Consider the following 17,360-nt stretch of genomic DNA (forward strand, 5'->3'; position numbering starts at 1 on the left):
TTTTAATACTGCAAAATTACTTCATTATTTTTTCATTATGTTAAGCCATTGTTAACAAATCGTTTTCAATTTGAAAACTATTCAAGAATGAAATTGTATTTTCGATGTCATAATGTAAGATTCTATCCTCAGTAACCAACGGCACTACTTCGCGGTAGCTAGTTAAAAACATTTCAATAAAATCGCTTGATTTCAACGGTTTTCTGTACGCAATTGCCTGTGAAGCATTCAATAATTCTATAGCCAAAATACGCTCTAAATTATCCATAACGCGCAATGCTTTTGTAGCTCCATTTGCTCCCATGCTCACGTGATCTTCTTGTCCATTGCTCGAAACAATACTATCCACACTTGCTGGTGTTGCTAATTGCTTGTTTTGACTTGCAATACTTGCTGCAGTATATTGCGGAATCATCAATCCTGAATTTAATCCTGGATTATCTACCAAAAATGCAGGAAGGTTACGCAATCCCGAAATTAACTGATACGTTCTTCTTTCAGAAATACTTCCTAATTCGGCCAAAGCAATTGCCATAAAATCTAAAGCTAAAGCCAAAGGCTGTCCGTGGAAATTTCCTCCTGAAATAATCTGATCGCTTTCTATAAATATGTTAGGATTATCGGTAACAGAGTTGATTTCTATTTTAAAAACATTTTTCACATAATCAATCGCATCTTTTGAAGCTCCATGAACTTGTGGCATACAACGGAATGAATAAGGATCCTGAACATGTGTTTTTTCCTGTTCGATAATTTCACTTCCTTCTAATAAATCTTTGATGCGCTGTGCAGTCACGATTTGTCCTTTATGAGGGCGGATAAAATGAATTAATTCGTTAAAAGGTTCGATTCTTCCATCAAAACCTTCTAAAGAAATAGCTCCAATTAAATCGGCTAAATAAGAGAACTTATATGCTTTCATCAATATATGAGCTCCATAAGCACTCATAAACTGAGTTCCGTTTAATAATGCTAATCCTTCTTTAGATTTTAAGATGATTGGTTCCCAATTAAAATGCTTCAAAATTTCGCTTGAGTGCACTTTTTTTCCTTCAAAATACACTTCGCCTTCTCCTAATAACGGCAATGATAAGTGTGCTAAAGGTGCTAAATCTCCAGATGCCCCAAGTGAACCTTGTGTATATACAACTGGCAAAATATCATTATTGTAAAAAGATACCAAACGCTCTAATGTTACTAATTGAATTGCCGAATGTCCGTAGCTTAATGATTGAATTTTAAGCAACAACATTAGTTTTACAATTTCTTGTGGCACCTCATCCCCAGTTCCGCAAGCATGAGATTTTACAAGATTTTCTTGAAGTTTAGATAAATTTTCATTCGAAATTTTCACATTACAAAGTGATCCAAATCCGGTATTAATCCCATAAATTGGATCCGAATGTGAAGCCATTTTCTTATCTAAATAATCTCTACACTTTTGAACATTAACTTTTGCCTCATCAGATAGTTCTAATGTTTTATGCTCTACTATAATTTCTTGTAATTGCTCTAAATTCAGTAACTGTGTACTGATATAATGAATATTGCTCATATTATTTTGTATTTGAATGTCAAAATTCAACAAATCAATATTAAAAAACAACCTTTTTTGCTAATAATTTAAAATACTACATCGATATTTTTAACAAGAATACTAACTTTTATCTTACAAAACCTGTATTCATCACTCCTAACAGCCGTTACAAGAGTAATACCTAAAATATATTCTAAAAAAAGCTTCGAATATAATTTCTAATAATAACCACTGTTTCATCTAAATCTTGAATAAAAACATGATTTACAGTAAGCCGAATCCTTTTTTTGTCAAATAATTTAAAATCTTGACTTTATTTTAGAAAAATAACTCCTTAAATCTGAGATAAATATATGAATACCCCATTTTGAACCTTTAAATTTTCACAAATAATCAGTATTGGAATTTTGTAGTGCTAAATATTAAAATATTCGTAAAAATCCGATTAAATTTTTTGTACATTATAAAAACCTGTACATTTGGAAAATCAAAAATGAAAGATAACAGTATAAAATATCACTCTTCGATAACAACTCAAAACTGGGTTGCAATTACTGCTACAACAACTTCTACGATTACTACTACCCCTTAGGGGTATACATTTTTACATATAATCCAGGCTATCCATACTTTTTTTCTTGAAAGAAAAAAGGCATTGAATACGTATAAACACTTGCATTTACAAAATAACACACACACAATGAAAATATTAAAATTTGGTGGAACTTCGGTCGCCAATGCAGAAAATATAAAACGAGTTTTAGCAATTGTAAACCAAAAATCAGAACAAGATCAATTAATAGTTGTCGTTTCTGCTTTAAGCAAAGTAACTGATTTACTTCAGGCTGCTGCCGCAAAAGCCGCTTCTAACGATGAAAGTTATAAAGATATAGTTGCCGAAATAGAGAAAAAACACTTAGATACTCTAAAAGCGTTGATTCCTGTTAGCGAGCAAAGTAGCTTATTAAGCCACGTAAAAAGAATCATAAACCACCTTGAAACATTACTTGACGGTTGTTTCTTATTGGGTGAGTTATCTAATAGAACTGCCGATACTATCCTTAGTTTTGGTGAATTGCTTTCGTCATATATCATTGCCGAAGCTTTAAAACAAACAAATAAAAATAGCGGTTATAAAGACAGCCGTGAACTGATTAAAACGAACAACCACTTTGGTAAAGCTGCTGTAAATTTTGAAGTTACAAACCAATTAATACGTGATTATTTCTCAGAAAATAAAGCGCAGGTTGTAATCATGCCCGGTTTTATTGCTTCCTCTCTCGATGGAATCATTACTACTTTAGGCCGTGGTGGATCTGACTATTCGGCTGCAATCTTGGCGGGAGCTCTTAATGCTGAAGTATTAGAAATATGGACTGACGTAAACGGAATGTACACTGCCAATCCTAAAATTGTAAAACAAGCGCAACCAATTGCAACGATCTCTTATCAAGAAGCGATGGAGTTATCACACTTTGGTGCTAAGGTTTTATATCCACCTACAATTCAGCCTGTTTTAAGAAAAAACATTCCTATTGTAATCAAGAATACTTTTGAACCTGAATCGGAAGGGACTTATATTTCGAATCACGTTTCCTCAAAAGATACTATTGTAAAAGGAATCAGCCATATCGATAGTATTTCATTAATTACTCTTGAAGGTCCTGGAATGATTGGAGTTTCGGGTTCGTCAAAGCGTCTTTTTGAAGTTTTATCGAATGAAAGTATCAATGTTATTTTTATAACTCAAGCTTCATCTGAGCATTCTATTTGTATTGGTATTTTAAATGCTGATGCTGATAATGCGGAACAAGCAATCAATCGTGCTTTTGAAGTAGAAATTACTCAAAACAAAGTTGATCCTTGCATCGTTGAGAAAAACCTTTGCATCATCGCTTTGGTTGGTGAAAACATGAAAAACCACCAAGGTTTAAGCGGAAGAATGTTTAGCACTCTAGGAAAAAACAACGTGAATATTCGCGCTATTGCTCAAGGCGCATCTGAGAGAAACATTTCGGTTGTAATTAACGAGCGTGATGTAAAAAAAGCACTGAATACATTACACGAAAATTTCTTTGAAGAAAACACCAAACAGCTTAACCTATTTGTAATGGGAGTTGGAAATGTGGGCGAAAAATTCATTGAACAGATTCACAATCAAAGAAAGTTTTTAAAAGAAAACCTAAAGATAAATGTTCGCGTTATTGCTTTGTCTAATTCAAGAAAAATGATTTTTGATGAAGATAGTATTTCGCTTAAAGAATGGCAATCGGCTCTTGAAAATGGAGAAACTGCCGATAAGGATACTTTTATAGCGCGTGCTAAAGATTTGAATTTACGTAACAGTATTTTTGTTGACATTACTGCAAACGCAAGCGTATCTGAAACTTATGAAGAGTTCCTAAAACAAAGTATTGCGGTAGTTACTTGTAACAAAATTGCTTGTTCTTCTGAATATGACAATTATAAAAAACTAAAAAACCTATCTCGCCAGTTTAATGCTCCGTTTTTATTCGAAACGAATGTGGGTGCGGGATTACCAATTATAGATACTGTAAAAAACTTAATTGCTTCGGGTGATAAAGTCCACAAAATACAAGCTGTTCTATCAGGAAGTTTGAATTTTATCTTTAATAATTTTGATGAGAATAATTCTTTCCACGATGTGGTAAAAGAAGCCGGAGTACAAGGATTTACTGAACCAGATCCTAAAATTGATTTAAGCGGAATTGATGTAGCTCGTAAAATCCTTATTCTGATTCGCGAAAGCGGTTATGAAATGGATATCGATGCTATCGAAAATGAATCTTTCATGCCTGCTGAATCGCTTGCAACAACTAATAATGAAGACTTTTTTGCATCGCTAACAAAACATGCACCGCATTTTAAAGCTATTTATGATGAAGCGTTGAGTAAAGACTCTAGATTAAAATATGTTGCGCAATTTGAAAACGGAAAAGCTAGCGTTGGCTTACAGTTTATCCCTAAAGATCATCCTTTCTATAATCTAGAAGGAAAAGATAATATCGTATTGTTCTATACAGATCGTTATGTAGATCAGCCTTTGCTAATAAAAGGTGCTGGTGCCGGAGCTGCAGTTACTGCTTCAGGGATTTTTGCAGATGTAATTCGCATAGGAAACGTTTAATAAGGTACAAAGGCTCAAAGGTACTGAGTCACTAAGGCTCAAAGCCACAGAGGTTCATAGGGACAAAGTTTACGTCTTTGAGAATATGTTTTTTGTTTCAAGTTTCAAGTTTAAGCCTCTGCAACTTTGAGCCTTTGAGCCTGAAACTTGAAACTTGAAACTTGAAATAATAGATAAATAGCAAAACCTTTGATTATCTGCAACTTTGAACCTTTGAACCTGAAACAAATAATAAAAAATAATGATTGGCAAAAACCTTTGAACCTCTGAGCCTTTGCCTCTCTGAACCTTAAAAGAAAATGAAAGAAATAAAACTATTTTGTCCTGCAACAATTGCCAATCTCTCGTGTGGATTTGATGTTCTTGGACTATGTTTAGAAACTGCGGGTGATGAAATGATTGTTCGTGAATCAGATCAAAAAGGGATTCGCATCACTAAAATTGTGGGTGCCGATTTACCTCTAGAAACGGAAAAAAATGTAGCTGGAGTTGCTGCTTTGGCCATGCTTGAAGCTTACGAAAGAGATTTTAACCCAATAACCGTTGGATTTGAAATTGAGATTTATAAAAATATCAAAGCCGGAAGCGGCATCGGAAGTAGCGCTGCGAGTTCTGCTGGAGCCGTTTTTGGAATTAATGAATTATTAGGAAAACCATATTCTAGAAAAGATTTGGTTCAATTTGCTATGCAAGGTGAAAAATTAGCAAGCGGAAACGCTCATGCCGATAATGTTGCCCCTGCCCTTTTGGGTGGATTTACATTGGTAAGAAGCTACAGCCCGCTAGATATTATAAAAATTGATAGTCCCGAAGAATTATATGCTACGGTTGTTCATCCTCAAATTGAGTTAAAAACATCTGATGCGCGTTCGGTATTAAAACAAACGGTTTCCTTAAAAAGTGCCATTATGCAATGGGGAAATGTAGGCGGATTAATCGCTGGTTTATATACCAAAGATTATGATTTAATTGGTCGTTCGCTTCATGATGAAATCGTTGAACCGCTACGAAGCGTATTGATTCCTGGTTTTGATTCAATCAAACAAGCGGCAATTGAAAATGGCGCATTAGGTTCTGGAATTTCAGGTTCTGGCCCTTCTATTTTTGCTTTAAGCAAAGGAAAAGAAACTGCTGTAAAAATTGCAAAAGCCATGAGCGAAGTATATGATAACATCAATTTACCGTATGAAATTCATATCTCGCAAATAAATCCGGATGGAGTTCGTATTTTGTAATCCCCCTAACCCCCGAAGGGGGAATAAAAGAATAACGATTTTAGATCCTAAATAAACATATCTGAATCCGGTTACAACTCCCTTCCCTTTGGGGAGGGGTGGGGTGGGGATTCTATAAAAAACAACCAATGAAATATTATAGTTTAAACCATAATGCCCCAAAAGTTTCTTTTCAGGAAGCTGTAATACAAGGATTAGCAAGTGATAAAGGATTATATTTTCCTGATAACATTACCGCTTTAGATCCTTCATTTTTTGACACAATCGAAAATTTAAGTCATGAGCAAATTGCTTTTGAAGCTATCAAGCAGTTTGTAGGCGATGAAATTCCAGAAACTGTTTTAAAAGAAATCATTGCTGCCACTTTGTGTTTTGATTTTCCTGTGGTGAAAGTCGAAAACAGAATCTACTCTCTTGAGCTGTTTCACGGTCCAACAATGGCTTTTAAAGATGTTGGCGCCCGATTTATGTCACGTTGTTTGGCATACTTTAATAAAGATAAAAAAGACGCTAAAAATACCGTTTTAGTAGCTACTTCTGGAGATACGGGTGGCGCAGTTGCTAGCGGATTTCTTGGTGTTGATGGCGTAGAGGTTGTGATTTTATATCCATCTGGAAAAGTAAGCGATATTCAGGAAAAACAATTGACTACTTTAGGACAGAACATCAAAGCATTGGAAGTTGATGGTGTTTTTGATGATTGTCAGGATATGGTTAAAAAAGCGTTTTTAGATGAATCATTAGCACATAAAAACCTAACCTCAGCAAATTCAATTAATATTGCACGTTGGTTGCCACAAATGTTCTATTTCTTCTTTGCGTACAAAGCATTGAAAAGTCAGAACAAACCTTTGATCTTCTCTTGTCCAAGTGGGAATTTCGGAAATATCTGTGCTGGAATTATGGCTAAGAAATTAGGATTGCCAATTCAACATTTCGTAGCTTCTACAAATGTAAATGATACAGTTCCTAGATTCTTAGAAAATGGGAAATACGATCCTAAACCTTCTAAGGCTACAATCTCAAATGCAATGGATGTTGGAAACCCAAGCAACTTTATCAGAATTCAAGAATTATATAATAATGATTTAAAGGCTTTCGAAAAAGATTTCTCTTCTTACAGTTATACCGATGAAGAAACACTTGAAGCTATGAAACAAATCTATAAAACGGATGGTTACATTGCTGAACCACACGGAGCAGTTGGTTATTTAGGATTGAAGAAAGAATTACAAAAACATGAAAATGCAATTGGTATCTTCTTAGAAACTGCTCACCCAATTAAATTCCTAGATGTTGTTGAACCTGCATTGGGAATTACACTTCCAATTCCGGCGCAAATAGAAAGTGTTATGAATAAAGAGAAAGTAAGTACTAAAATTGCTTCTTATGAGGAGTTGAAAGCTTTCTTGGGGTAATATACTTCTGATTATACAATTTTTAAAGCCACAGATTATAAGATTAGGTTCTTATCATTTGTGGTTTTCTATTTTCAATTGTTCCGTTCCGATAGCGCAGATCAAATTTCATTGTAAAGCCAGTGTGGATTAAACCTAAAGATTTTCACTTCTTCACACCCAACAAATTGCCTCCTGCTTTAGCTGGAGGTTTACATTTTAATCTAAAATCGGCTTTAGCCAAAATCTTTAAAGTTTTTTGGCTAAAGCCTTTTCTTAAGACTCTTACTTTTATCATCCAGCTAAAGCTGGATGCAATTGACATTCTGATTAAACAGACCTTACATATCTACACTCGAAATTTTGTCATCCAGCTAAAGCTAGATACAATTCAACCCGCATTAATAGGAAAACACTAAATTAAAAACTTTTTCGAACCTAGTTTTTATCCTATTTCAAAATAAACATTTAACAAATATAATAGTATTTTTGTCTTGCTTTTTTATCCTATAAAACTCCAAAAACTATTATAATTTTATGAAAATTACGTCTAAGTTTCTCCCTATTCTATTACTGGTATTTGCTTTTAAGCAGACTGTTTTGGCTCAAGACAAAGACAATTACAGCGCTAGAATTGATAGCTTGATTCAAACAACTTCAGTTCGTCCGTTTAATGGTAACATACTAATCTCTCAAAACGGAAAAACAAAGTATTCAAAGGCGTATGGCTATTCTAATTACACAAAAAAAACGTCCCTAGAATTAGATGACCATTTCATTATTCTGTCTAATAGCAAGCAGATAACAGCGGTCTTGATTCTTCAAGAGGTTGAAAAAGGGAAAATCGTTTTAAATACACCTATAAAAAAATATTTACCGAACCTTAAACAACCTTGGACAAGTACTGTAACGGTGGAGAATTTACTGAATCATACTTCTGGAATTGTAGATTTAGAAAAGCCAACAATCTTTCCTGTTGGAACTCAATTTAAATATACCGATTTGAATTATATTTTACTTGGTCAAATTATAGAAAGAACTTCTAATAAAACATATGAAGCTGTTGTAAACGAATTGTTTAAAGTGAACAAAATGAAAGATAGTTTTTTCCCAAATGAAGCTAACCAAAAAGAGATTATAAACGGTCGTGAATACTTTAAAGACAATACAACTAAGGAAATTATAGGTCTTGTTATTCCTAAAGAACGAATTCCTGCAGCTGGACTTGTGAGCACTGTAAAAGATCTAGCAATTTGGAATAGCTTACTCCATAATGGTAAACTTTTAAAAGAAGCCGCTTACAGCCGAATGACTTCTTACAGCATTACAAACCAACATGGCGTTTTTGGTGAGAAAGAAATTGGATATGGATTTGGCATTCGAGTAAATGATGAAGCTAAAATTAAAGAATTTGGTCATACCGGAATTGTTCCCGACCAAGGATTTATTTCTGTAAATTTGTTTTATCCAGAAACGAATACTAGTATTATCATTTTAGAAAACCAAACATTTGAAAATTTTGATATTTCTTATTATTTTGAATCTAAAATCAGAGACATCGTTTTAAAAAGTGGTTTGTTGGAGAAATAATAAATTAAATTATAGAGCACCTAACTATAAACCTCCTAGGCATCTCTAATTTACTTATAATAAAAAAAGAAGAATATAATACTCATGATTACAAAAGCAACATTACAGGATATTCCAGCATTAAATACATTAATAAATTCAGCTTATCGCGGTGAATCTTCTAAAAAAGGATGGACTACCGAAGCAAACTTATTAGAAGGAAAAAGAACCACAGAAGACGAACTAACTGAAACTATTGAAGACAAGAAAAACACTATCTTGAAATTTACTGAAAATGACCAAATTATTGGTTCGGTTTTACTAGTAGAAAAAAAGGATAAACTCTATTTAGGAATGCTTACTGTTTCGCCTGAGTTACAAAATAGTGGTATTGGTAAAAAGCTACTTCAACAAGCCGAGGTTTATGCTAAATCATTAGGTTTGCCTACAATTGTAATGACTGTTATATCGGTGCGCGAAGAACTGCTTGCATGGTACAAACGCAATGGTTATGCAGATACTGGTAAAAGAGAGCCTTTTCCTGAAAGTGATGTTCATGTTACGATTTCAAAAGATCCTTTGGTGTTTATTGTGCTAGAGAAAAAGGTTTAAGTCTTTAGACAGCAATCCGTTTTACTTTTGTAATATGTCTAAATTAATCCCATAAAAATGAATATACGCCTTTTGTCTAAAGATGATTGTACTGCTTCTGTTTGGAGCGGTGGACTGACATATGAATATCTGATATTTCCGAAAACAGCTAGCTATTCTGATAGGGATTTTATATTCAGAATAAGCAGTGCTACAATAGAGAAAGAGCCTTCTGAGTTTACCCGATTTGAAGGCTACCATCGATACTTGGCTATGCTTGATAATAGCTTGCATGTTGAGATTAACAACGCGAAGAAAACCTATGCGAAATATGAAATCATGGAATTTAATTCGGATGATGATGTTACTTCTTATACGAAAGGCATTGATTTTAATTGGATGGTTTCTGAGAAGGTATCTTATCATAATCTGAAATTAACCAATGGGAATCAAATCAGTAATGCTCAAATACTGATTCTATATTCTTTACATGCAACGGTTATTCAAATTAATGACAAGCCTTATCATCTAAAACCGTATGATTTATTGGTAATTGAAAATCAGGAAAAGGAAGATATTATTCTTCATTTTTCTAATGAGTGTCTCTTTGGGATATTGGATTTTTAATTTTTAAAAATTAATCGCTAAGAACGCAAGGTTTTTTATAGTCAACTAAATATGCTATCTCGCAAAGACGCTAAGTCCCAAAAAATAGCTTGGAATCTTTGTCTCTTTGGAATGTTTGTTTAAGTTTTAATATTAAAAGTAAAGAGCGCAAGGTTTCTTATAATCAACTAAATATGCTATCTCGCAAAGACGCTAAGTCGCAAAAAATTGCTTTGTTACTGTGTCTCTTTGGAATATTGGATTTTTAAAAAAAGTCCCTGATTAAAATGAGTTGTTTAAGTTTTGAAATTAAACACAAAGAGCGCTAAGATTATTTATAGTCAACTAAATATGTTATCTCGCTAAGACGCTAAGTCGCAAAAAATTGCTTTGTTACTTTGAAACTCTGAAACTTTGTTACTGTGTCTCTTTGGAATGTTTGTTTAAGTTTTAATATTAAAAGCAAAGAGCGCTAAGATTATTTATAGTCAACTAAATATGTTATCTCGCTAAGACGCTAAGTCGCAAAAAATTGCTTTGCTCCTTTGAAACTCTGAAACTTTGTTACTGTGTCTCTTTGGAATGTTTGTTTAAGTTTTAAAATTAATCGCTAAGAACGCAAGGTTTCTTATAATCAACTAAATATGCTATCTCGCAAAGACGCTAAGTCGCAAAAAATTGCTTGGAATCTTTGTCTTTTTGGGATATTAGATTAAACAAAAAGTTTTTCTGCCACTGATTAAAAGGATTAAATGATTTCTGAAATCATAAAACCCCTTTAACCTTTGTAACTTTGAACCTTTTAAACTCTGAGCCTTTTAAACTCTGAACCTTTAAACCTTTGCAAATCTGAGTCTTTGTATCTCTGAACCTTTGCAACTCTGAGCCTTTGAACCTTTTCTCAGTTACATTACTAACTCTTCAAACAACCGTTGGATGGTTTTATCTAAGTCCTGACATAAGCCTGGATGCGGTCGTGAGGTTTGGATTGCCGAACTACGAATTGCTGTTAACCAACGAAAACGCTCTGGGATTTCCATTTGTCCAATTGGCCCTCCATCTTTTGCTCCAATAGCTATTTTTTGCAGTGATGTTAAATTACAATGCAATTGTTCGACATCAAAATCTGATGAAAGTGCCTGAATTTTAGCATCGTTTATATGGTATAATACTTTTATAAATTTGGCTCTCTTGCAAAATAATATGATACCTATATTTAGGAATTCTTCGCGTTCAACTCTTGGTACAACACGGATTACGGCATATTCATATAAGTGACTATCTTGCATTTTCGGCTTCTTTTACAAAAATTTCAGAATGATTTAATCGTGTTTGCAAAAATTGGAAATATACATTTCGCAATCCTTCTGGCGTTTCATCGCTATCTTCCCAATTGAGCCATTCGTCTGGAATAAGCGCTACAATTTCCTGTAATAATTCGGTAGTTAAAACGGCTTTATATTCTGAATCTACTTCTTTTAAAAGTGTTGCTTGTGGCAATAATACATGGTCTTTGATTAACGCAAAAGGACTCTTGGCATGTTGCTCCCAATTATTCCACGAATGATGAAAATACAAACATGCGCCATGATCTATTAGCCAAAGTTCTTTATGCCAAATTAGCATATTGGTATTTCTAAACGTACGGTCTACATTGGTGATAAAAGCATCTAACCAAACTATTTGTGAAGCTAGTTTTGGTTCTACTTCTGTTACAACGGGATCAAAAGTAATAGCGCCTGACAAAAAATGCAGTGCTAAATTAAGCCCTTGGCTTCCTTGTAATAAATCCTGAATTTCCTCATCGGCTTCGGTTCTTCCAAAAGCTTCGTCGAGATTCGCAAATACTAATTCGGGAATTTGAAGTTTTAATGCATTTGCAATTGCTCCTCCTACTAATTCGGCTATTAGCGCTTTTACGCCATGTCCTGCTCCTTTGAATTTTAGGACGTATTTAAAATCATCATCTGCTTCTGCCAAAGCGGGCAAAGAACCTCCTTCGCGTAACGGACTTATATATCGCGTCACGTTTACCGTTCTTAAATCGAGTTTGTTTTTCATAATCAGCTTTTACTGGAATACAAACTTACTCATTTAGATGGTTAGATTTTTAGACTTCTTAGATTATTAGACTTCTTAGACAAGCAAGCTTGTTAGATTAATTAGATTTTTGGATTTTTGGATTTTTGGATTTTTGGATTTTTGGATTTTTGGATTTTTGGATTTTTGGATTTTTGGATTTTTGGATTTTTGGATTTTTGGATTTTTGGATTTTTGGATTTTTGGATTTTTGGATTTTTGGATTTTTGGATTTTTGGATTTTTGGATTTTTGGATTTTTGGATTTTTGGATTTTTGGATTTTTGGATTTTTGGATTTTTGGATTTTTGGATTTTTGGATTTTTGGATTTTTGGATTTTTGGATTTTTGGATTTTTGGATTTTTGGATTTTTGGATTTTTGGATTTTTGGATTTTTGGATTTTTGGATTTTTGGATTTTTGTAAAACCTACGGTTCTACAAAAATCTACTTTGTCGCAATTGCTTTTGGCTAACGCAGATTTGGTAAGAGTATCAGATTTTTCAAAATTTAACCTTTATTGCTTAAATCTTGCTTGTCTAACAATCTAAGTAGTCTAAGAATCTATCGACAAAAATGCTTTTCCTAAATTATCAATAATATCAGATGCTATGAATGATTGATAACCTGTTTGAGGTAAAGCAATATCGGCTGTTAAACCATGTAGATACACTCCGAGTTGAGCTGCTTGAATTGGTTGATATCCTTGTGCTAGCAAACTTGTGATTATTCCGGTTAGGACATCACCACTTCCGGCTGTAGCCAATGCAGCATTTCCTGTAGTATTTTGATAAACGATATCTTCTTTTATAATATGTGTTGGAGCACCTTTCATAACTATGATTACTTCGTATTTCTTAGAGAATTCAATGGCTTTCTCGAATTTTTCTTGATCAGAATTCCAACTCCCGATTAAGCGCTCTAATTCTTTTGGATGCGGAGTGAGTACCGTTTCTGGCTGTAATAAATTAAGCCAAGATTTATTTTGAGATAAAATATTCAGTGCATCGGCATCGATGACCAAAGGCGTTTGGTTGGTTTTTAAGAATTCATGAAATGCTTTTTGTGTCTCTAGCTCCTGCCCTATTCCTGGGCCAATTGCTATGGCTTGCGGAACTATTTCTAATGTGATTTCGGAGATGTGTTTTTCATGAACTGTTGTTATGACCATTACTTCGGGAATTGCTACTTGAAGAATTTCATAACCACATTTAGGAATGTGAGCAGTTACGAGTCCGCAACCTGATTTTATACAGGCTTTGGATGCTAAAATTGCTGCTCCTATCTTTCCGTAACTTCCTGCAATAATCAGCGCATGTCCTTGTATTCCTTTGTGTGTATGCGGATTTATAGGTTTGTAGATTTTTTTAATCTCGGCTTGGGTTATTGCAATTGTTGCTTTCATTGAAATTGATTTTATATCTAAAATTACAAAAAACTTGATTGTTAAATGATAAATGCTTCCTGACAGTCTGTAGCCCTGATAGTAGCGGTATCCTTTGTGTTTTTTCTTTAAAAACATAAAGATATAGCGAATAGCAGGAAATAGCTCCTAATCTTTGCGATTTTTATAATTTTGAGTACTTGTTTACAATATTTTTTGAATAAATTTGCGATTCACTTTTATAGACACACACAATGAAAAATATTGCGCTAACGCACATACATGAGGGTTTAGGAGCAAAAATGCTACCTTTTGCTGGTTATAATATGCCTATTTTATACGAAGGTGTTAATGCTGAACACGAAACGGTTCGTACTGGTGTGGGCGTTTTTGACGTTTCGCACATGGGTGAATTTTTACTAACTGGTCCTAATGCTTTGGCTTTGATTCAGAAAGTAACTTCGAATGACGCTTCTACACTAACCATTGGTAGAGCTCAATATTCTTGCTTACCTAATAATGATGGCGGAATTGTAGATGATTTGATTATTTATAAAATGAAAGATGAAGAGTATTTACTTGTTGTAAATGCTTCGAATATTGATAAGGATTGGAATTGGATTTCTTCTCACAATGATGTGGGTGCTGAGATGAAAAACCTTTCGGATGATTACTCTTTACTAGCAATTCAAGGTCCTAAGGCGGTTGAAGCAATGCAAAGTTTAACTACTGTAGATTTAGCTGCTATTCCTTACTACCATTTTGAAATTGGTACTTTTGCAGGAATCGATAACGTAATTATTTCGGCTACTGGTTATACTGGTTCTGGTGGTTTTGAAATTTACTGCAAAAATGATGAGGTAGAACAAATCTGGAACAAAGTGTTTGAAGCTGGTGCTTCTTTTGGAATTAAACCAATTGGATTGGCCGCTCGCGATACTTTACGTTTAGAAATGGGTTTCTGTTTATACGGAAATGATATTGACGATACGACTTCTCCTCTTGAGGCTGGATTGGGTTGGATTACAAAATTTACTAAAGATTTTACTAATTCTGAAAACCTTAAAAAACAAAAAGAAGCTGGTGTTACTAAAAAACTTGTAGGTTTTGAAATGCAAGAGCGTGCGGTACCTAGACAAGGATATGAAATTGTTGATGCATCTGGTAATGTTATCGGAATCGTTACTTCTGGAACTATGTCTCCTTCTATGAATATTGGAATTGGTTTGGGTTACGTTACTGTTGCAAACAGCGCCATAGACAGCGATATCTTTATTAGAATTAGAAAAAATGATGTTCCTGCTAAAGTGGTGAAATTACCTTTCTACAAAAAATAATTTATTTTTAAAGCACTATACTAAAGCCTACCTTATATACCACAGCTTAAATTGATTAGCTCTGTTTTATCACAGAAATCAATTTAGGCTGTGGTTTTTTCTGTTTCGACATTTACATTTTAGTGAGATTATACTCGTTTTATCAAAAAAATTAGCGTAATTTTAGTTGAAATGTTGATACTCGATTTATGAAAAAATTTCCATTGGTATTTCTGCTTCTTAGTTTCTCCCTGTTTGGTCAAAATAGTGATTCTACATGTGAAATTTTAACTAAAATAAATACGCTTATTCAAAGCGAACATATACAACCTAAACCGGTAGATGATAGTCTATCGGTTTTTGTTTTTGATAACTTAATTGACAATCTTGATCCGTCTAGAAATATTTTTCTGAAATCGGAATACGATGTACTTGTCAAAAAATACCGCTTAAATATCGACAATCTAATTCTCAACAAAGATTGCTCTTTCTTAAATGATATTATTTCTAAATATAGAAATGGACTCATAAGAAATAAAACGGCATTGGAAAAAATTCTAATTGAACCTATTGACTATTCTGCAAAGGATACGATTCGGTTTTATAAAAAATCTTTTCCTGTATATATGAAGGATAATGACGTTGAGAAAGTTTGGCGTAAAAAAATGCGCTATGAAATCTTAGATCAAATTGCAGAGGTAAGTACCAATCTAGATTCCCTTAAAACAAATTTTAAATCTCTTGAAGCTACTTATAAAAAGTCTATTCTTGATAATGAAATATGTAAAATTAATACGCTATTGCAAACGGAGAAAAAACCGCAAGAGAAACTATACAATTACTTCTGTACGTACTTTGATCCTCATACGAACTATTTTAGTGATGACTCGAAATCTAGCTTTGTGGCTTCGTTATCTAAAGAGCATTTATCATTGGGCTTGAATGTTAATCTTAATGAGAAAAATGAAATTATTGTGGCCGAATTAGATTCGAATGGTCCTGCATTTCAAACTGGTCTAATCAAAAAAGGAGACCAGATTATCTCTGTCTCTAACCAAAAAGAAACGCTAAAAGTTTCGTGCGCCACTCTTGAGTCTATTTCATCTATGATTTTATCTGAATCTAATAAGAACATAACGCTTACTCTTAAAAGAAATGCTGGAAAAAGTTTTGATGTTAGCATCGAAAAACAAATTATGAAGGACGAAGAAAACTCTGTTTTTAGCTTTATAATTGGTAAAGAGAGTAAGATTGGTTATATAAAAATCCCAAGCTTTTATGCCGATTTAGAAGGCAATAGCGGTAAAGGTTGTGCCGATGATACTGTTAAAGAGATTTTGAAATTACAGAAAGACAACATTAAAGGACTCGTTATTGATTTAATAGATAATGGTGGCGGGTCTATGGAAGAGGCCATAAAACTAGCAGGAATGTTTATTGACAATGGGCCAATTTCGATTGTTGTGGATAATAAAAATGAGCAATCGGTTATTAATGATCCTTATAAAGGTATGCTTTACAAAGGAATTGTTGTTGTTCTCGTTAATGGTAATACTGCATCTGCAAGTGAGTTTTTTGCATCGATTATGCAGGATTACAATCGTGCGCTATTATTAGGAAGCACTACATTGGGAAAAGCAACTATGCAAACGATACAATCTCTTGACCCGAATAAGAATACCGATTTCTTGAAAATAACAATTAATAAATTCTACAGAATAACAGGTAAAAGTCACCAATATATAGGAATAACTCCCGATGTGGTTCTGCCTGAGTTTTATGAAAATATTATTCAAAAGGAGAAAAATTTTCCAACTGCTATTAAAAACGACTCTATTGTTCCTGTTTTAAAATTTAGACCTTACGTAAAAAGAAGTTTAATAAATACTTTGTCCGATGATAGTAGTATTAGAGTCGCAGCTAGTGATTATTTTAACAATATAATTACAGTAAATCAAAAGATAGATCAATTGATTAACTCTCCACGAACTGAAATTTCTATGACATTAGACGCTGTTTTTGAGCAGAAAAAGACTCGAACTAGCTTATGGGAGGAAATAACTTCTTTTAACACTAAGAATGATCCTTTGGATGTATACAACTCTACAGTCAATAGGTTCCTTTTAGGGATTCACCCTAGCGAGAAAACAATGAATCAATATCAAATTGATAATCTTAAAACGAATCCTTACCTGAAAGAAGCTGTAAATATTATTAATGATTTTAATGCCGCGAGGTAGTTTTCTTAGTTTATAGTCGCAGTCTTCAGTTTTCAGTCTCAGTCTTGGTTTGTGGTAATTTAGTTTACAATATACAGTCGCAGTTTTTAGCCTTGGTTTGCGGTAATTAGTTTGCAGTCGCAGTATTCAGTTTTCAGGCTTTGTTTGCGGTAATTAGTTTGCAGTCGCAGTTTACAGTTTGCAGACTTGGTTTGCGGTAATTTAGTTTACAGTCGTAGTTTTAAGTCTTTTTTTGGCGATAATTACTTTCGTATACTAG

Annotated in this window: 13 protein-coding genes; 9 read left to right on the forward strand and 4 right to left on the reverse strand. The window is 33.7% G+C overall.

Translation table 11 applies throughout. The features are described from left to right. Positions 1-40: 40 nt before the first annotated feature. Positions 41-1,555: a histidine ammonia-lyase gene (gene hutH, locus QWY99_RS12405; protein WP_290265744.1), complete on the reverse strand. Its 1,515-nt coding sequence runs from the start codon at positions 1,553-1,555 to the stop codon at positions 41-43. 682 nt (positions 1,556-2,237) lie between these two features. Here hutH and thrA point away from each other — a divergent pair. The 6 genes from thrA to QWY99_RS12435 all read left to right on the forward strand — a co-directional run bounded on the left by thrA (position 2,238) and on the right by QWY99_RS12435 (position 10,104). After that, entirely contained in the window at positions 2,238-4,685 is a 2,448-nt protein-coding gene (thrA, locus tag QWY99_RS12410; RefSeq protein WP_290265746.1) for a bifunctional aspartate kinase/homoserine dehydrogenase I, read from the forward strand. A 299-nt stretch (positions 4,686-4,984) separates the two neighbouring features. After that, on the forward strand, positions 4,985-5,920 hold the full coding sequence (locus QWY99_RS12415; RefSeq protein WP_290265748.1) for a homoserine kinase: 936 nt from the start codon (positions 4,985-4,987) through the stop codon (positions 5,918-5,920). A gap of 128 nt (positions 5,921-6,048) precedes the next feature. Next, positions 6,049-7,338: a threonine synthase gene (gene thrC / locus QWY99_RS12420; RefSeq protein WP_290265750.1), complete on the forward strand. Its 1,290-nt coding sequence runs from the start codon at positions 6,049-6,051 to the stop codon at positions 7,336-7,338. A gap of 516 nt (positions 7,339-7,854) precedes the next feature. Beyond that, positions 7,855-8,907, forward strand: coding sequence for a serine hydrolase domain-containing protein (locus tag QWY99_RS12425; RefSeq protein WP_290265751.1), 1,053 nt, complete (start codon positions 7,855-7,857; stop codon positions 8,905-8,907). Between the two features lie 84 nt (positions 8,908-8,991). After that, on the forward strand, positions 8,992-9,498 hold the full coding sequence (locus QWY99_RS12430) for a GNAT family N-acetyltransferase (protein WP_290265754.1): 507 nt from the start codon (positions 8,992-8,994) through the stop codon (positions 9,496-9,498). Between the two features lie 57 nt (positions 9,499-9,555). Continuing rightward, positions 9,556-10,104, forward strand: a complete 549-nt coding sequence (locus QWY99_RS12435; protein ID WP_290265755.1) for a HutD family protein — start codon at positions 9,556-9,558, stop codon at positions 10,102-10,104. Positions 10,105-10,988: 884 nt separating this feature from the next. Here QWY99_RS12435 and QWY99_RS12440 read toward each other — a convergent pair. Further along, positions 10,989-11,372 (reverse strand): DUF3037 domain-containing protein, encoded by a 384-nt coding sequence (locus tag QWY99_RS12440; protein WP_290265756.1) that lies wholly within the window; start codon positions 11,370-11,372, stop codon positions 10,989-10,991. Continuing rightward, positions 11,362-12,144, reverse strand: coding sequence for a HipA family kinase (locus QWY99_RS12445; RefSeq protein WP_290265757.1), 783 nt, complete (start codon positions 12,142-12,144; stop codon positions 11,362-11,364). The genes QWY99_RS12440 and QWY99_RS12445 overlap by 11 nt, the downstream gene beginning before the upstream one ends. Positions 12,145-12,357: 213 nt before the next feature. Here QWY99_RS12445 and QWY99_RS12450 point away from each other — a divergent pair, with 213 nt between their 5' ends. After that, a complete protein-coding gene (locus QWY99_RS12450; RefSeq protein ID WP_290265758.1) occupies positions 12,358-12,636 on the forward strand; it encodes a hypothetical protein in 279 nt (92 codons plus the stop codon). An 81-nt stretch (positions 12,637-12,717) separates the two neighbouring features. On the opposite strand, the gene QWY99_RS12455 is transcribed toward QWY99_RS12450, so the two are convergent. Then, positions 12,718-13,566 carry an NAD(P)H-hydrate dehydratase gene (locus QWY99_RS12455; RefSeq protein WP_290265759.1) on the reverse strand — a complete coding sequence of 283 codons (849 nt, stop codon included), beginning with the start codon at positions 13,564-13,566 and terminating at the stop codon, positions 12,718-12,720. A 233-nt stretch (positions 13,567-13,799) separates the two neighbouring features. Between QWY99_RS12455 and gcvT the strand changes: the two genes are divergently transcribed. Both gcvT and QWY99_RS12465 read left to right on the forward strand, forming a co-directional pair. Next, positions 13,800-14,882 (forward strand): glycine cleavage system aminomethyltransferase GcvT, encoded by a 1,083-nt coding sequence (gcvT, locus tag QWY99_RS12460; protein ID WP_290265760.1) that lies wholly within the window; start codon positions 13,800-13,802, stop codon positions 14,880-14,882. Between the two features lie 188 nt (positions 14,883-15,070). Next, positions 15,071-17,101: a S41 family peptidase gene (locus QWY99_RS12465; protein WP_290265761.1), complete on the forward strand. Its 2,031-nt coding sequence runs from the start codon at positions 15,071-15,073 to the stop codon at positions 17,099-17,101. Positions 17,102-17,360: the final 259 nt, after the last annotated feature.

The sequence above is a fragment of the Flavobacterium branchiarum genome, assembly GCF_030409845.1.
Taxonomy (GTDB): Bacteria; Bacteroidota; Bacteroidia; order Flavobacteriales; family Flavobacteriaceae; genus Flavobacterium; species Flavobacterium branchiarum.

What these genes read in the sequence shown, in the direction of transcription:
- hutH (WP_290265744.1), bottom strand. Translation starts at nt 1,555, where the DNA reads ATGAGCAATATTCATTATATCAGTACACAGTTACTGAATTTAGAGCAA.
- thrA (WP_290265746.1), top strand. Translation starts at nt 2,238, where the DNA reads ATGAAAATATTAAAATTTGGTGGAACTTCGGTCGCCAATGCAGAAAAT.
- QWY99_RS12415 (WP_290265748.1), top strand. Translation starts at nt 4,985, where the DNA reads ATGAAAGAAATAAAACTATTTTGTCCTGCAACAATTGCCAATCTCTCG.
- thrC (WP_290265750.1), top strand. Translation starts at nt 6,049, where the DNA reads ATGAAATATTATAGTTTAAACCATAATGCCCCAAAAGTTTCTTTTCAG.
- QWY99_RS12425 (WP_290265751.1), top strand. Translation starts at nt 7,855, where the DNA reads ATGAAAATTACGTCTAAGTTTCTCCCTATTCTATTACTGGTATTTGCT.
- QWY99_RS12430 (WP_290265754.1), top strand. Translation starts at nt 8,992, where the DNA reads ATGATTACAAAAGCAACATTACAGGATATTCCAGCATTAAATACATTA.
- QWY99_RS12435 (WP_290265755.1), top strand. Translation starts at nt 9,556, where the DNA reads ATGAATATACGCCTTTTGTCTAAAGATGATTGTACTGCTTCTGTTTGG.
- QWY99_RS12440 (WP_290265756.1), bottom strand. Translation starts at nt 11,372, where the DNA reads ATGCAAGATAGTCACTTATATGAATATGCCGTAATCCGTGTTGTACCA.
- QWY99_RS12445 (WP_290265757.1), bottom strand. Translation starts at nt 12,144, where the DNA reads ATGAAAAACAAACTCGATTTAAGAACGGTAAACGTGACGCGATATATA.
- QWY99_RS12455 (WP_290265759.1), bottom strand. Translation starts at nt 13,566, where the DNA reads ATGAAAGCAACAATTGCAATAACCCAAGCCGAGATTAAAAAAATCTAC.
- gcvT (WP_290265760.1), top strand. Translation starts at nt 13,800, where the DNA reads ATGAAAAATATTGCGCTAACGCACATACATGAGGGTTTAGGAGCAAAA.
- QWY99_RS12465 (WP_290265761.1), top strand. Translation starts at nt 15,071, where the DNA reads ATGAAAAAATTTCCATTGGTATTTCTGCTTCTTAGTTTCTCCCTGTTT.